This is a genomic window from Acidimicrobiia bacterium (assembly GCA_040289475.1).
GTDB lineage: Bacteria > Actinomycetota > Acidimicrobiia > ATN3 > PSLF01 > PSLF01.
In genome coordinates this window covers 173,895-188,967 of record PSLF01000002.1, presented here as the reverse complement: position 1 = coordinate 188,967, position 15,073 = coordinate 173,895, and the positions used below count along the sequence as shown (strand labels likewise).

Genomic DNA, 15,073 nt, shown 5'->3' with positions numbered 1-15,073 from the left:
CGAACAGCCGATTGAAGAAGTGAATTTGCCTCCTCTTCAAGATCCTTTTTAGTAGGAAAATCAGTTACCGAAAGGTCTAAGTAGAGAGAAAGCACAAAATACTTTTCGGATCTAAATGCCGCTAGTTCCTTGACATCGCACTCGGTAAGTTCATAGCGAACTTCCACTTTTTACCTCCACTGTCGGGTTGAAAAGCACTGAAATTCTGGATGAACACACTAGGAGTCTAGCCTGACAATTTGAAACAGCGACCAGACCCGTTCAACACAAACTCAACGGTAGGTGTCTATCCTTCCCATTTGTGTTCAAGCGACTTTCGTAGCTGACTTGCGTTTCTTTCTAGGAGTTCCCAACGCAGCCGTGATGACCTCGTCAACTGTATTCACTAACCTGATCTTTAGACTTTTTTTCACAAATTCCGGCACCTCGTCGAGATCAGCCTCGTTATCTTTAGGCAATATCACCTGAGTCAAGCCTCCCCGCAGCGCAGCCAGCAGCTTCTCTTTGATACCACCGACGGGAAGAACCCTTCCTCGTAGCGTAATTTCTCCGGTCATACCTATGTCCCGGCGCGCAGGCGTCTCTGTGATAGCAGATATCAGAGCCGTTACCATAGTCACCCCGGCAGACGGTCCATCCTTTGGAACAGCTCCAGCTGGTACATGAATATGAACGTCGTACTTGTCCCACCAGTCCTCCGGAACTGCAAGATCCTTCCGATAGCTTCTCGCTAGCGTAAGGGCTGCTCGCGCAGACTCTTGCATCACTTCTCCCAGCTGTCCAGTAAGCGTCAAGTTACCTTTGCCCGGCACCAAACGGCACTCGACGAAAAGAATTTCCCCGCCGGTCTGGGTGACCGCCAACCCTGGTACCACACCGATTGCATCCTCCTCTTCGGCCTCAGTCTTTTTAAATTTCCGAGGACCTAAATATTCCTTTAAATCCTTGCGATCGACTCGAACCTTGCGCCGCCCTGATGCAATCTTGAGTGCTGCTTTCCGAGCAATAGTAGCAATCTGGCGCTCCAAATTCCGGACCCCAGCTTCTCTAGTGTATCCCTCGATCACTCCCTGCAATGCTTCATCTGAAATAGATAAATTTGACGGTTTGAGTCCATGCTCTGCCAGCTGCTTTGGTATCAAAAATCCTTTTGCTATCTCCAATTTCTGCGGTTCGGTATAGCCTGGAATTTCAATAACTTCGAAACGATCTAGAAGTGTCGGAGGAATTGTGTCCAATATATTTGCGGTGGCGATAAACATAACTTGCGAAAGATCTGTCGGTACATCCAAATAATGATCTCTGAAGCTGGAGTTTTGTTCGGGATCCAATACTTCAAGCAAAGCAGCTGCAGGGTCTCCTCTAAAATCAAGACCCAATTTGTCTACTTCATCGAGCATTATCACGGGGTTGATGGTACCGGCGCGCCTGATAGCTTGTACAATCCTGCCTGGCATAGCACCGATATAGGTTCTTCTATGGCCTCTGATCTCGGCCTCGTCTCGTACCCCTCCCAAGCTCATTCGAACAAATTTTCGCCCCAGAGCCCTCGCGATCGACTTCCCCAAACTGGTCTTTCCCACCCCTGGAGGGCCTACGAAACACAGAACTGGCCCCCGCATGTCTTGCTTAAGCTTTCGAACGGCTAGATACTCGAGAATTCGCTCTTTTACTTTTTCCAGGTCGAAGTGGTCTTCGTTCAGTATCGCCTCTGCAGCGGCGACGTCTAGGTTGTCTTGAGTCCGCACTCCCCACGGAAAATTCAGCAACCAGTCCAGGTAAGTCCTGATTACGGAGTGTTCTGGACTCACCGGCGGAATTCGCTCTAGGCGAGACAGCTCACGCTCTGCTTCCTTTCTAGCTTCCTCGGGGAGGTCGAGTTCCTGGAGGCGCTTCCTAAATTCTTCGATCTCGACGTTTTCCTTACCGATCTCGCCCAGTTCTCGCCGAATCGCCTCGAGCTGTTTTCTAAGCCAGAACTCTCTCTGACCGGCTTCTACTTCGGATTCGACTTCTTTTTGGATTTGGGAACCCATCTCCAAGATCCGAAGCTCGCGGTTGAGTATCCTCAGCAGCTTTTCCAGCCGCTCCTCTACGTCATAGGTCTCAAGAAGTTCCTGTCTCTCTTCAGTCGATACATTGATGTTGGATGCCATAAAGTCCGCTAAGTTATCTGGTTCTGAGATGTTGATAGCGGCAGCAAAGAGTTGATCCGGAATGTAAGGGGCAAGCTCTACCATCTTCTGGAACGTACCGAGCACGCCTTTGACTAAAGCATCGATCTTTTCCGAGCTCCGAGGCTCAACCTCGACAATTTTGACCTTCGCTTGAAAGTACGGTGTCGTCGCAACGATTTGCTCAATCTCGAACCGAGCGAGTCCCTCGACGACAATGCGCATGGTTCCATCTGGAAACTTGAACATTTGAAGAATTCGAGCGACTGTTCCCACCCTGTACAAATCGTCTGCCTCGGGATCGGGAACATGAGCGTTCTTTAAAGCCACCACACCTATGATTTTTTGCCCAGATAAAGCTTCATCGATAAGACGCTTGGAAGACTCTCTCCCCACCATCACAGGCGCCACAATCTCCGGAAATAAAACCATGTCCCGTAGCGGCAATATGGGAAGTGGCTGGGGAAGAATCACTGTCCCGTTGTTCTTTGTTTTTACGTTCAAACTGTGTTCACCTGCCACGATTCACTCACTCCACACAAACGCGCTCTATAACCTCGTCACCACTACGGTTCTGAGCAGATGTTGCCCAGGCGGCTATACTCTCCAACAACTTGCTACCTGTTCGTACCAGCTCCGCCAGTGCGTCTATCAATCCCTCTATGGCCTCGCTCCTGGCTGCTTGCGAGACATTTCTGAATGCCTCACCAACCGGGCATGCATAACACTCCGAGTGATATCGGTGTTCCCCCGATCGCAGCTCCATATCTGGCTCTGCCACGGCCGCCCCATCGCCCCCACCGTCGAACACGCTGAATCTCGTCTTAAGTAGACTTCTCTGAGTCTGGAAGCACTCGGCACTACGTCCCTCGGGAATAGGATGTGCTGAGCCTCGCTCTCGTATTGTCATCGTCGGTCCTCCTGAGACGTACCCTCATCAGAGAAAGCCTCTGCTCTCGTTCTATTCCCTGAAAACGCGATCACTAGGCGGCTGTCTCGATATCGTGCCGACTCCAGCTTTCGCCTAGCCAGCGAGTGGGGAAGGTGAATATTGCGAGTGTATTCACCAACTCTTACGTAAAGCTCGGAGCCCTTCCGGTAAACATCTATGTCTTTTTTCTTGGTGAGTGGCAAAAATATCCGAAGGAAAGCCGTGTTGCCATCGGCAAACATTTCCATCGTATCTACTCCCCCATAGGTGGCGAGCGGATCCAAGTCTCTATAAACGTTCTCGCCAAGACGCACAAGCTTTTCCACTCCTACGGGCTCCTCCGGACAGTACGGGCACTCCAGCATCGTCATACCTTCGAAGTCTCGTTTTGCCTGTTCGATCCAGCGCATCTCACGCTGACGTAATGATTCGAGAAGTTGACTCTCTCCTGATATTGCACCATCTACTGATGAGACCAGCTTGTTTGCGATAATTGCATCTACGGGATACCCGAAAAGGCACAAGTACGTGTAAGTTCTGCGCGTTTCGGCGAGCACGACTTTCTCGGCGTTGAACACTAGGCGCACCGATGTAATAGAAGGGTCGGAGAGAAGGCCATGTGCTGCGAGTATGCGCTCGTAAAGGTCTTCGGCGGCATCCAAGGCCTCGTCTGAAGCAAACGGCATCGATGACACTCTCGTCACTACCGGACGCACCACCTTTGCTAGTCCGCGTCCTACCGGCCATACGGTCGACATCCACCATCTCAGTATTTCTGGGATAGCCAGAAGGCGCAGAGTCTCCGCCGTTGGCGCCGCGTCTACAATCACCGCGTCATACTCGTTTTTACGGTAGTAGTCAACAAGGTCGGCGAGAGTAAACAGCTCTTCAAGTCCTGGCAGAATCGCCAGCTCCTCTGCGTCTAACGAATCAGCTCCTGCCCAATCCAGGAGCGCCGCCACTTGGTTACGTATCACACCCCAGTCTTTTTCGAGACGAGCCGTGCCCTCCACTTGCCGTCCGAACAAATTTGGAGCTATCTCGATAGGGTTGTCTTCTAATTTGCAGTCGTACGCATCCCCGAGACTATGCGCGGGATCGGTAGAAATCGCGAGGGTGCGTATTCCCCGCCTTGCGACCAACGCAGCGGTGGCGGCAGCAATTGTGGTCTTTCCGGTCCCGCCCTTTCCGGTGTACACGAGGATGCGTCGCACGCTTACCGACCTAATCTTTGAAAAACTAACCGGAGCCGTTTCGACGAGTTGAAGCCAGCCACTCTGCCCTGTACTTGAGGTCTTTCAACCCGGTTTCCATGACAATCTCCTCTGCCTTTTTGCGCAACGGCCCGAGAGCCACCGGGAACGCCACTCGCAGGGTATATGTGGCGAGAGCTCTCCCGTCTTGCGTTGGCTCGAACACATAAGAGCCGTTCAAGGACGAGATAGAAAACTTGAGGAATAATCCTTTTACTTCGCCATCTACTAGATCCCACTCAAGCTTCGTAGGAGGGTCGAATTTGTACCGGAGCCGGTAGCGCGCGTGAAACCCCATCGCTCCCCCAAAAAACTCGACCTCCGCCGGATGGTATGATTCACCGCTCGGTGCTACCGAATCAGCGCAAGCCTCGGCTCCAGAACGCAACCCGTCGTGAACAACCACCTTTCTAAGCGACCTAGCCCATTCGGGATATCGCTCAAAGTCCGTAATCACCTCGTATACCACCTCCACGGGTGCATCTATCTCAAGTGTTTTGCTTTCCTCTGCCTCAAACATCTTTTAACTTTTCATCTGATGCAAAAACCGGCTTTGTTCCTTCAACGTGGCCTAAGAAACAACGTGAGCTTGTGATAGCCGGCGTCTAATTTGCCGTACAGCCCACTCGGCGTGCTCCCTAAGGAGGCGCTTCGGTGAGCCCTTGAACGCCTCTACTGCCTTTAGATCGCCCTGCCCTCCGCAGTTTCCGAGTACGACCAAAGCATTTCGACGAAGATAGTCGAAATCTCGACGCGGAACGTAAAAATGTCCAAAACGCTCCTTCAGTACTTGGGTTGATGCCCGCAGTACCCAGCGTGCGTCGACCCAAAAATCTTCATAAGTCGCGGCTTGGACGCTTTCTTCAGATAACGCCCTAACATGTTGGTGCTTCGCGCTGTCATCCTGCATAGAGGTCTCCTTGTTTAACGGACAGCAGCTCTGGCAGTCGTCGCAACCGTAGAGTCTGTCGCCTACAGCCCCGCGAAACTCCTCAGGGATTGGTCCAGAGGCTTGGAGTAAATACGCAATGCATCGGCGCGCGTCGATTACTCCCTCGGCGACGATCGCACCCGTCGGGCATCTCACCATGCAGGCGCGGCACGGGCCGCAATCCGGCTTCGAAGGAGATCCCTCTGGGAGTTCTGCTGTAGTCAAGACAGACCCCAACAATACCCAGGATCCATGAGTGTGCGTTATAACCATCGAGTTCTTCCCGTATCGCCCCAAACCTGCCTCAACAGCGGGAGGCCGGTCGGTAAGACGATTCGAGTCAGCCATCACGACAGCCTCGAAGCCACGTTCCCTCAATGCTACGGCCACAGCTTCCAAACCTTTACGTAGCTCGGTATAAAAGTCTCGCCGCGCGTAGGATGCGATGCGAGCTGCAGTACTGAATGGTTTAGGGGGCGGATCACAGTAGTAGTACAGCCCACAGGTAATGATCGAGCGTACTCCTCGTAGAGAAGCTGTGGGATCGCATGATATCCAAGGCTCTCGCGTTGTGAACCCAAGCTTGCCGAAAAGCCCCGCCTTCTTTCGTTCCTCGATAACTTGAGCGGTTTCTGAATACGGCTTAGCTCTGGAAAAGCCCACGACATCGAGGCCTGCACGGCGTGCGATGACTCGAATGTGCTGGCTCAGGCTCGATCTGATCGGGTCTCCCTCGAAGGTTCGGCTTTTACCCACTCCAACTCTTCAGCATATGTGTTAGCGGCTTTTACCTCACGGCGAACGTCGTCTACCACCCACTCTGCGCTACGTGGCTGTCCTCCGCTTATAAACCGAAAACCCACTACCCATCCCCCTGCCTTTCTAGGCTCCGCATACCAGCCTTTGGAAAGTATTTCATCGGGTACGGCAACGTGTCTCGCGGCTAGATTCACCTTCACAGCTTCTTCGATACAGAGTGCAGAGTCTACACCGTCTCGCCTCACGATCCATGCTTTGACAGCTTCGACAGCGCCGGATGGGTTGGTCGGAACCTTGTCAAGCTTTCGCCTCACCTCTACTACACGACTCTGACTCCCGCTCACTTTAGCGTCGTCTGTGGTGTCGGTAGATTCCTGCCCACTAGAGACCTCGGATTGCGCTATGTCACTTCTCATCTGTTCCATCTCTCAAAGCCCCCTTTGCTTTGTCAAGTACATACGACTAAGGGCCGAGTTTCCGTTGCTATGGTGAACCGCTCTTGTCCGCTACACAGCACAACAAAGCCAGCCCCAAGGTGTTATCCCGAGGGCTTTTACCCAACGGGTTCGTCCGGAAGCATTTATCACAATGCGTTACTCTGTGGCTGTCCGATGCTAGATTCACTGCTCGAGTTCTAGGGTAGGAAGATCTTCCGTACGGGGAAAGGTTCCGATGGGCGAGTTCAAAACATATAGCCAGACATTGTCGATCTCGACCAAGGGAAACAACGACATCGTAGACATCTATACGCACATCTCATCGGTTGTCAAAAGCTCGGGAGTAGTGGAGGGAATCGTATCGGTATTTGTTCCTCACACTACATGTGCACTCACGGCTATGGAACTGGAACCCGGTACACAGGCAGACCTTAAGGAATTCCTCGACTCGTGGGTTCCCGCCAGCCATCTCTATCGTCACAATGTCGTGAATCACGACACCAATGGCCACGCGCACTTGCGCGCGTCCTTGCTCGGACCTTCGCTTCAGCTACCAGTCGTGAACTCCGAAATTCTTGTAGGGACGTGGCAAACGCCGGTGCTCATAGACTGCGACGACAGGCCGAGGGCGCGCAAGCTGTTCGTTTGCGTTATCGGTATTACCAGATAACCGATATAGACCCAGAGCTCAACCAGTCCTGTCTAAAACATCTCTAGCGGCTGCCCTGAACACATGAGCCATTTTCGATCTGGAAAACTCCGATTGAACGAATTCTCGTCCCTTTGTTCCCATCGCCCTGCGCAAATCTTTGTCGACTACGATGCGAGCGATTGCAGCGACCACCTCGTAAGGATCTGCGCCGTCTACGACAAAACCCGAAATTCCATCCAGTACGGCCTCTGGAGTCCCGCCAGAACGCCCAGCTACAACGGGGAGACCGCTTGCTGCCGCCTCGACTAACGTGATTCCCAATCCTTCACCTTCTATCCCAAAAAACCTTGAGCGGATCGGAGCGACGAAGATGTCGGCGCATCGGTAGAGGTCTGGAAGCATATCGCCATCCACAGCTCCTAAAAACTGAATCTTCTCGGACACCGGGCTCTGGGCTACCAGTTTTTCGAGACGCTGACGATCCGGACCCCTCCCTGCTATAACGAGGGAGCACTTTGGATATCGAGATTTCATCAACGTCACAACCGAAACCAAGACGTCGTTTCCCTTCCTCTTTACTAGGCGGCCTACCGACAGCAAAAGTGGGTCGGCGTCCCCATTTGCGACACCGATCTCGCTTCGTTTGCGCATTTTTTCGTCGTCAGAAGACACAGGATGGAAACGGTCCGCATCTACACCGAACCTCATCAAACGAATATCGGCCCCCTCTCCGAACGCCTGTCTGGCCACTGATCCGGTCCAGTTGCTCACTACAAAGTGCACATCTACTTTGCGCCCATATTTTCCCAGCGCTATTCGTGAAAACGGAATGCGAGCTAAGGAAGCAATTTCGGCCCCGTGGTGCCACACCACTAGTGGAGAGTCGCACAGAGTGGCTGTGCGTACTCCCAGAGGTATAAGGGGAACCATCGAAGTTAGTCCCACAATGTCTACACCCCGACTCTTCAGCAGACCAGCTACCAGTTTGGCCGTCTTAGGAGTGGGTAAGAGCGCCTCGGGGGGTGTGGCAATGCGCACAACCTCAAAAGGACACCGCCGATCGAAACGTTCACAGCCCTCCACGCGAGGCGCTACAACGATTACTTCCTCTGGACCTAAAGATTCGAAAAGAGAAAGGAAGTAACTCTGAATTCCCCCAAGTTTTGGGGGGAAATCGTTCGTTATTACGCCTAGTCGTGCCCGAACCTCACTGCCTTCGGCGCTCTCAGATAACACCTTCTTCCTTTAGGCTCTCGATCTCGGTATCGGACACCCCCACCTCGGCAAGAACTTCGGAGTTGTGTTCTCCCAGTTTTGGCGCTGAAGAAAATCTCTTTTGGACACCGTCTCCGAACTTTATAGGTGTCCCCAATGTCTCAAGTGACCCTCCGGAGGAAAGCGGTTGGGTCACCACCATCTCACGGTGGCGCACTTGAGGGTCGCTCAAAGCCTCTGCTATGGAGTGCACAGGACCCACGCAGGCATCATACTGCTCGAATATGTTCAGCCACTCGTCTCTGCGCTTGGATTCGATCACGGACTGGACTTCAGAAATCGCCTCTCTTTTGAACTGGCTTCCAATCAAGTCTGCTCGGCCTATGCCTTCGCAAAACGCCTGCCAGAACTGAGGTTCGAGAGCGCCGACCGTGATCCATTTGCCATCCTTACATCGGTAAAGGTTGTAGCAGGGAACCGAACCATTGAGAACCTCGCTTCCCCAGGTAGGTTCACCGCCCCCTCCGAAATACTTGGCTGCATGAATGGACAGCCAGGAGACGACCCCGTCCATCATTCCAACATCAATGTATTCGCCCTTTCCATCGCGCCCTGCTTTGTACAGCGCGGCTAGGATGCCTACGGCGGGAATAGTGCCGCCCCCACCCAAATCGCCTATCTGCACCGCCGGCAGCACTGGTGTACCATCCGGAGTACCTGTGAATCCCAAAACCCCCGCATAGCCGATGTAGTTGATGTCGTGGCCTGCTTTTTGCCCGTAAGGTCCGCTCTGTCCGTATCCACTAATCGAGCAGTAAACAATAGACTGGTTCACCCCAGAGACATCTTCGTAGGCGAGGCCCAGCTTGGACATGACACCAGGACGAAAGCCTTCTACGAAAACTTGGGCCGTCTTACACAGTTCCAACAGCAGTTGTCGCCCTTTTGGATGCTTTAGGTTTAGAGTGATCGATCTCTTGTTCCGGTTAAGCACCCAGTGAGCAGCCGAGTAGTCTCCTACCATGGGGGGAGACCAGCGGATGTAATCCCCGCGCCCGGGCTCTTCTACTTTGATTACATCGGCTCCCAAGTCAGCCAGGAGTTGGGTGCAATATCCTCCTGGAAGCAGCCGGGTAAGATCCAATACTCTTACTCCTTCCAACGGATTATTCACCGTCCCTCCTTCTTCTCTTGATCAATCAACAAAACTTAATGGCAACCAGGCCGTTCTGACGGTGACTCGTCTGATCCCGACTCTCCCTGATCGAAGCGAAACTCCTCTATGCCACCAGAAGTCTGGCACCAACGACAAGTTATTCTCTCTATCTTCCTTTCTAACTCCTCGGAGTCTTCCACACTGAGCTCCCCTCCAAGCGAGAAGTGATAGTACGACCGTGTCCTGCGGCGCTCTAGAACATCGAATCGAGTTAGGTTGCCACAATTCCTGCACCTGAACCGAATTTCGATACCTCCGATGCTTCTAGCCCGTTTGTCGCCGCGCGCTCGCCAACCTGTAAGGTCATGTAGGATGCTTCAGCCGTTACGAGGTTACCCGAGCAAGAGCTAAAGCGGAAATGCAGAGTCCCCAAAAGTTGCCGAGCCACCGTATTAACCAGCGTATTACAGAAGAAAGGAGCGTAGATTCAAGTGGCCACCAGAACCCCTTCGAGCTCTCCTACGAATCCACCGGAAAACCTTTGGCAATTCGATTCATGGCAGCTTGCCGATGCAATTCGGCAAGGCTCATTGAGCGCTTCGAAAGTCCTCGACGAAGCAATTCAACGTATCGAAACTTTGAACCCCAGCATCAACGCGGTTGTCGCTTCCGACTACGAGAGAGCTCGTAGAGCAGCTGAATCCATCGACTCGGCTATCGCCTCGGGCCGGGATCCCGGAGGCCTAGCAGGGGTTCCAATTTTAGTTAAAGACCTCGAGGATGCAGAGGGCCTCCCGACGACCAGAGGGTCTCTTCTTTTCAAGGATTTTATTGCAACCAACGACTCTACTCATGTTGCACGGGTAAAACGTGCCGGGGCCATCGTGATAGGTAAATCTGCTACCCCAGAATTCGGGTCCACTTTCTTCACGCGATCCAAGATTCACGGAATTACGAGAAATCCGTGGAATCTCGATCGGTCCCCTGGAGGATCTTCGGGTGGATCTGCCGCAGCAGTAGCAGCTGGAATAGTACCTCTTGGCACTGCCTCAGACGGTGGGGGCTCTACAAGAATCCCGGCATCCTTTTGTGGACTCGTTGGACACAAGCCTACCCGCGGCCTGATTCCACATGGACCCGGGTACTTCAGCATTTCACACGCCTCGGTTCTCGGATGTTTGGCGCGCTGCGTCAGAGATGTAGCCCGCCACCTAGACGTGACAGCCGGTCCATCACCTCTGGATCCCGATACCTATCCTGTCCAACCTGAGTTCGAAGCGCGCCTCGAGATCGACCTCCCTAAGGGTCTGAGAGCGGGATGGTCCGAAACGATGGGCTTCGGTGTTTGTGATCCCGATGTAGCCCGAATAGCGCGTAAAGCCGCAGAGGCTGCTTGCGAAGCTACATCCCTCGAATTGATTGAGGTAGATGTTCCATTCAAGGACCCGGCCAAGGCCTGGAGTATCCTTGGAAGCGTCGAGCTTGCTTATGAATTACAACCGTATCTTCCAGATCGCTATGAGGATTTGACGCCGCCCGTACAACTATCGATCGAGATGACAAAGACCCTAAAGCTGGAAGATGTAGGGAGAGCACTAGAGCGGGTGAGTCAGCTAGTCGAGGCTCAAGCAAGGCTGTTCGAGAATGTGGACTTTCTATTCACACCGACAACCGCTACTACAGCCATTCCTGCCGAAGGTAGCATTCCTAACGATATCGCCGGCAAACGAGTGGGGCCGTTTGGAGTAATACCGTTCACTTACCCATTCAACCTGACAGGGAATCCCGCAATCAGTGTGCCAGCGGGGGTTGACTCAAATGGCTTGCCGGTTGGAGTCCAGATAGCCGGACCGCGATTCTCCGACGGCACTTTGCTTCAAATCGCCTACAGATACGAGCAGGCAAACCCGTGGCCCAAGTTCGCCCCGTTGGCATATCAGTAAATCCCCGTCTCGTCTACGAAACGGTGCCTCCTTCTTTGGCAGCTCTTTGTGAAGCGGCTATAAGTGCATCTACCTTGCCCGCTGCCTTGCCTTCTTCGACGGAAACCTGGGCCATTTCGACACCTTCTTCGAAAGAGCAAGCCATGCCACAGGCAACAAGAGCGGCAGCCGAATTCAGAATTACAAAGTCAGCCGCAGGCGATCTCTCGCCAGCGAGAATTCGTTCCAGTATTTCTTTGTTTTGCTCGGGAGAGCCTCCTGCTACATCCTGTATCGAATGCGTCGGAAAACCTAGTCGCCTCGGGTCTATGGTGTACTGAGCTATCTCGGAGTTGTCGATCTCATAAACGACCGACTCCGATGATGGGGAAATTTCGTCGAGCCCATCACGTCCGTAGAACAGCAACGTCCGCCCACGCCCCAACAGGCGAATCGTCTCGGCGATCAGCTCTGCCACTGTCGCATCCGCTACACCCATAGAGTGATATTGCGCTCCCGCAGGATTACAAAGTGGACCCAATATGTTCATCACCGTCGGAATTCCCAGCTCCTGACGAACCGAGGCAACGTAGCGCATTGCAGGATGGAATCTTCTAGCGAACAAAAAGCAGATTCCTGCCTCTTCAAAGCAACGCTTTACCTCCACTGGGCCCAGATTGATCTCGACCCCAAGTGCTTCAAGTAGATCGGCCGAGCCGCATTTTGAAGAAGCAGCCCTGTTGCCGTGCTTAGCCACCATAGCGCCGGCTCCTGCTGCTACAAACGCTGAGATCGTCGACACGTTGATGGTTCCCGAGCGATCCCCTCCGGTTCCGCATGTATCCAAAAGGCCTGCTCCGAGATGTACACGCTCGGCGGCAGCCAGCATTGCCTCTGCCATACCTGCGAGCTCAGCTGCGGAAGGCAGGCGCCACCGATAGGCGGCAAGAAATGCACCTATCTGTGCGGAGGTGGCCTCGCCAGCCATGACCGATCGCATAGCGTCGGCAGCTCCCTGTCGTCCCAGGGATTGCCCACAAGTCAGCGCTTCTAAGATTCGAGCCCAATCACCCACAACTCCCAGCTCCTCTGCCACCGATTTCGCGAAATGTTTTTTGCTAATCCCACCAGAGGTCGCGGGCTATCACACCGGCTGCGATAAGGTTCTTCTGGATTTGGCTCGTCCCTTCCACGATAGTCAGCTGGCGGGCGTCCCGGTAGTAAAGCTCCATGGGGTGGTCCTTCATGTAGCCCGCCGCTCCCATCATTTGCAAGCACTCGTTTGCCGCCTTTACTGCTACCTCGGTTGCAAAGTACTTCGCCATCGACAGGTAAGGTGCGTCGGTCCTGTCATATCGTCCCTGATCCACCATAACTGCGGCGCGATACGTAAGCAGCCTCGCCGCTTCTATCTGGACAGCCAAATCTGCAATTGTCCATCGAATGCCTTGAAAGTCTGCGACTCGTCCCCCGAACGCCTCTCGTTCCTCTGCGTACTTCGTTGCGTACATCAATGCTCCCTCAGCTAGCCCGAGGCCTCGTGCCGCCACGATAGGCCTCATTGAGTTAAGGGACCTCATAGCCAATTTGAATCCTCCGCCGACCGACCCGATAACGGCGGAGTCGTCCAGTTCCACGTCGTCGAAGATCACCTCGGCTGTTGGAACCCCTTTGACCCCGAGCTTACGGTCGATGCTTCCAATGGAGACTCCTTCATTGTCTCGATCGACGATGAAAGCGGTGAACCCATTGTGGCCCTTCATAGGATCGGTCTTGGCAAAAACTACGTAGAAGTCAGCGACGGTCGCACCCGACATCCAGCACTTGCGCCCCTTCAGAATCCACTTTGAACCTTCTCTTTGCGCCGAGGTCTCTATACCCATAACCCAGGAGCCTGCTTGTGGCTCCGAAAGCGCGAAGGCTCCCTTTAGCTCCCCCGTCGCGACCTTCGAGACATAGCGCTTCTTCTGCTCTTCGGAACCTCCGATCAAGATTGGACTAGTAGGCAATCTCGACAACAAAAGGATGAGGGCTGAAGAGTTGCAATACTTAGCAACTTCCTCTATAGCGATAACGAGACCCAAGCATCCAGCTCCCGATCCGCCATACTCTTCTGGAATTGCCAGACCTAACAGGCCAGACCTCCGGAAGGTCTCGAAGATGTCGTTTGGAAACTCTTCACACTCGTCTATCTCTCTCGCTCTCGGAGCTACCCGTTCCTTTGCGATTCTCCGACATGTCTGCTGGAGTTGCCTGTATTCGGGAGATAGCTGAAAGTCCATGAATCGCCCTCTGTCTAACCGTTGCAATCGCAATTAAAGGCGGCTATCAGATTCTCGCAGCCTAGCTGGCAGGGAGTATAACCGGAAACTATCAGGCGGTGCGCCTTCTACGCCGCCAGATTCTTCTGCGATCGCGCTCGGTGGTTCCTCCCCAGATTCCAAGCTTTTCCCTGGCTTCGAGAGCGTATTCGAGGCACGGCTCTCGTACCCTGCAGGTACTACAGATCGCCAACGCTGAAGCGGTCTCCTCCTCGGATTCAGGATAAAAGAGCTCGGGATCGGAACCGTTACAGCTACCGTACTTCCGCCACGATGAGATCTGGGTCAATTTCAACTTAGAACCCAATGTTTCCAGACCTTCAGCCAGTATCGAGTTGTGTACTTTTCCAAAATGAATTCTTCACTGAATGAATTCTTCGCTCACGCCCACCCTGCGAGCTCAGCAAACCAGTGCGCGCAAAAATCCCCTCATACATCTCTGAAAAACTACGAGACCGACCCCTGGAGGGTTCGCGCCCCAAAATGTAGATTCCACAAATGAGCGATTCGAGCAGCTTAAACGGTGCCTAGGTAGGCTGCTTTTACGCGTGGGTCCTCTATTAGCTCCTGTCCAGTGCCCTCTAGCGTTATCGATCCTGTCTCCAAAACATAGGCTCGATCGGCCACTTCCAGTGCCTGCACTGCCATCTGCTCGACGATCAGAATCGTCTTACCCTCAGCTGCGAGGTCGTTGATTATTTCGAAAACTTCTCTCACTAGGATGGGGGCAAGTCCTAGAGAAGGCTCGTCTAAAAGAAGGAAATCGGGATTAGACATCAAACCCCTGGCAATAGCCAACATTTGCTGCTCTCCTCCGGAGAGAAGCCCAGCTGCTCTGTGTCTGCGCTCTGCTAAAACCGGAAACCTGTCGTAGATATCGTCAAGCTCTGCCCTCACTTTGCGTCTTTCTTTTTTGAAACGGCGGTATGCACCCAGCAATAGGTTGTCTTCCACTGTAGACTGCGGGAAAACTCGCCGTCCCTCGGGCACGTGAGCGATGCCCAACCTCGCTATTCGATGTGCCGGCAGCTGATCTATGCGTCGGCCTTTGTACCAGATCTTCCCACGGACATCCTTTAGGAGCTCGGACACCCCAGAGATTGTCTTCAGGGTCGTAGACTTGCCAGCACCGTTACCACCAATAATCGTCACAATCTCGCCCTGATAAACGTCGAAACTAATGCCTTTGAGTACGCGAGCGGCTCCGTAAAAGACTTCTAGGTCCCGTACGGACAGCATGGGTCGCTCTTGACGAATGTCGACACCGACCAGACCCCCGAGAGTGAGCGAGCTCTCTGTCGATGCCCCTGCCCCTGGCATCA

14 protein-coding genes and 1 pseudogene are annotated in these 15,073 nt (G+C 53.4%); 2 read left to right on the top strand and 13 right to left on the bottom strand.

All coding sequences use genetic code 11. The features are described 5' to 3' along the window. Positions 1-305: 305 nt before the first annotated feature. The 6 genes from lon to C4318_02350 all read right to left on the bottom strand — a co-directional run bounded on the left by lon (position 306) and on the right by C4318_02350 (position 6,464). A complete protein-coding gene (lon, locus tag C4318_02375) occupies positions 306-2,606 on the bottom strand; it encodes an endopeptidase La (GenBank protein ID MER3453989.1) in 2,301 nt (766 codons plus the stop codon). A 97-nt stretch (positions 2,607-2,703) separates the two neighbouring features. Next, positions 2,704-3,084 carry a hypothetical protein gene (locus C4318_02370; GenBank protein ID MER3453988.1) on the bottom strand — a complete coding sequence of 127 codons (381 nt, stop codon included), beginning with the start codon at positions 3,082-3,084 and terminating at the stop codon, positions 2,704-2,706. Beyond that, positions 3,081-4,334: an arsenic-transporting ATPase gene (locus tag C4318_02365; GenBank protein MER3453987.1), complete on the bottom strand. Its 1,254-nt coding sequence runs from the start codon at positions 4,332-4,334 to the stop codon at positions 3,081-3,083. Before C4318_02365 ends, C4318_02370 begins: the two co-directional genes overlap by 4 nt. Positions 4,335-4,344: 10 nt before the next feature. Continuing rightward, the gene (locus C4318_02360) at positions 4,345-4,878 is read right to left on the bottom strand and encodes a hypothetical protein (GenBank protein MER3453986.1); all 534 of its coding nucleotides are present in this window, start codon (positions 4,876-4,878) and stop codon (positions 4,345-4,347) included. A 51-nt stretch (positions 4,879-4,929) separates the two neighbouring features. After that, positions 4,930-6,045 (bottom strand): tRNA epoxyqueuosine(34) reductase QueG, encoded by a 1,116-nt coding sequence (gene queG, locus C4318_02355; GenBank protein ID MER3453985.1) that lies wholly within the window; start codon positions 6,043-6,045, stop codon positions 4,930-4,932. Continuing rightward, positions 5,997-6,464, bottom strand: a complete 468-nt coding sequence (locus C4318_02350) for a hypothetical protein (GenBank protein ID MER3453984.1) — start codon at positions 6,462-6,464, stop codon at positions 5,997-5,999. The genes queG and C4318_02350 overlap by 49 nt, the downstream gene beginning before the upstream one ends. Before the next feature lie 256 nt (positions 6,465-6,720). Between C4318_02350 and C4318_02345 the strand changes: the two genes are divergently transcribed. Next, on the top strand, positions 6,721-7,155 hold the full coding sequence (locus C4318_02345) for a secondary thiamine-phosphate synthase enzyme (GenBank protein ID MER3453983.1): 435 nt from the start codon (positions 6,721-6,723) through the stop codon (positions 7,153-7,155). 18 nt (positions 7,156-7,173) lie between these two features. On the opposite strand, the gene C4318_02340 is transcribed toward C4318_02345, so the two are convergent. The 3 genes and pseudogenes from C4318_02340 to C4318_02330 form a co-directional block, all read right to left on the bottom strand. After that, positions 7,174-8,373, bottom strand: a complete 1,200-nt coding sequence (locus tag C4318_02340; protein MER3453982.1) for an alpha-(1-2)-phosphatidylinositol mannosyltransferase — start codon at positions 8,371-8,373, stop codon at positions 7,174-7,176. After that, positions 8,363-9,526 (bottom strand): CoA transferase, encoded by a 1,164-nt coding sequence (locus C4318_02335; protein MER3453981.1) that lies wholly within the window; start codon positions 9,524-9,526, stop codon positions 8,363-8,365. Before C4318_02335 ends, C4318_02340 begins: the two co-directional genes overlap by 11 nt. 104 nt (positions 9,527-9,630) lie before the next feature. Further along, positions 9,631-9,819 (bottom strand): annotated as a pseudogene (locus tag C4318_02330) (hypothetical protein). Positions 9,820-9,993: 174 nt separating this feature from the next. Here C4318_02330 and C4318_02325 point away from each other — a divergent pair. Continuing rightward, the gene (locus tag C4318_02325) at positions 9,994-11,451 is read left to right on the top strand and encodes an amidase (GenBank protein MER3453980.1); all 1,458 of its coding nucleotides are present in this window, start codon (positions 9,994-9,996) and stop codon (positions 11,449-11,451) included. 13 nt (positions 11,452-11,464) lie between these two features. On the opposite strand, the gene trpD is transcribed toward C4318_02325, so the two are convergent. The 4 genes from trpD to C4318_02305 form a co-directional block, all read right to left on the bottom strand. Next, positions 11,465-12,553 carry an anthranilate phosphoribosyltransferase gene (gene trpD, locus C4318_02320; GenBank protein ID MER3453979.1) on the bottom strand — a complete coding sequence of 363 codons (1,089 nt, stop codon included), beginning with the start codon at positions 12,551-12,553 and terminating at the stop codon, positions 11,465-11,467. Then, positions 12,549-13,712: an acyl-CoA dehydrogenase gene (locus tag C4318_02315; GenBank protein ID MER3453978.1), complete on the bottom strand. Its 1,164-nt coding sequence runs from the start codon at positions 13,710-13,712 to the stop codon at positions 12,549-12,551. Before C4318_02315 ends, trpD begins: the two co-directional genes overlap by 5 nt. A gap of 91 nt (positions 13,713-13,803) precedes the next feature. Beyond that, positions 13,804-14,058, bottom strand: a complete 255-nt coding sequence (locus C4318_02310) for a WhiB family transcriptional regulator (protein ID MER3453977.1) — start codon at positions 14,056-14,058, stop codon at positions 13,804-13,806. Between the two features lie 209 nt (positions 14,059-14,267). Continuing rightward, positions 14,268-14,990 carry an ABC transporter ATP-binding protein gene (locus C4318_02305; GenBank protein MER3453976.1) on the bottom strand — a complete coding sequence of 241 codons (723 nt, stop codon included), beginning with the start codon at positions 14,988-14,990 and terminating at the stop codon, positions 14,268-14,270. Positions 14,991-15,073 lie beyond the last annotated feature (83 nt).

Excerpts from the sequence above, each read along its gene's own strand:
- C4318_02315 (MER3453978.1), bottom strand. The coding sequence starts at position 13,712 with ATGGACTTTCAGCTATCTCCCGAATACAGGCAACTCCAGCAGACATGT.
- C4318_02350 (MER3453984.1), bottom strand. The coding sequence starts at position 6,464 with ATGAGAAGTGACATAGCGCAATCCGAGGTCTCTAGTGGGCAGGAATCT.
- C4318_02305 (MER3453976.1), bottom strand. The coding sequence starts at position 14,990 with ATGCTGTCCGTACGGGACCTAGAAGTCTTTTACGGAGCCGCTCGCGTA.
- C4318_02360 (MER3453986.1), bottom strand. The coding sequence starts at position 4,878 with ATGTTTGAGGCAGAGGAAAGCAAAACACTTGAGATAGATGCACCCGTG.
- C4318_02345 (MER3453983.1), top strand. The coding sequence starts at position 6,721 with ATGGGCGAGTTCAAAACATATAGCCAGACATTGTCGATCTCGACCAAG.
- C4318_02370 (MER3453988.1), bottom strand. The coding sequence starts at position 3,084 with ATGACAATACGAGAGCGAGGCTCAGCACATCCTATTCCCGAGGGACGT.
- lon (MER3453989.1), bottom strand. The coding sequence starts at position 2,606 with ATGGTTTTATTTCCGGAGATTGTGGCGCCTGTGATGGTGGGGAGAGAG.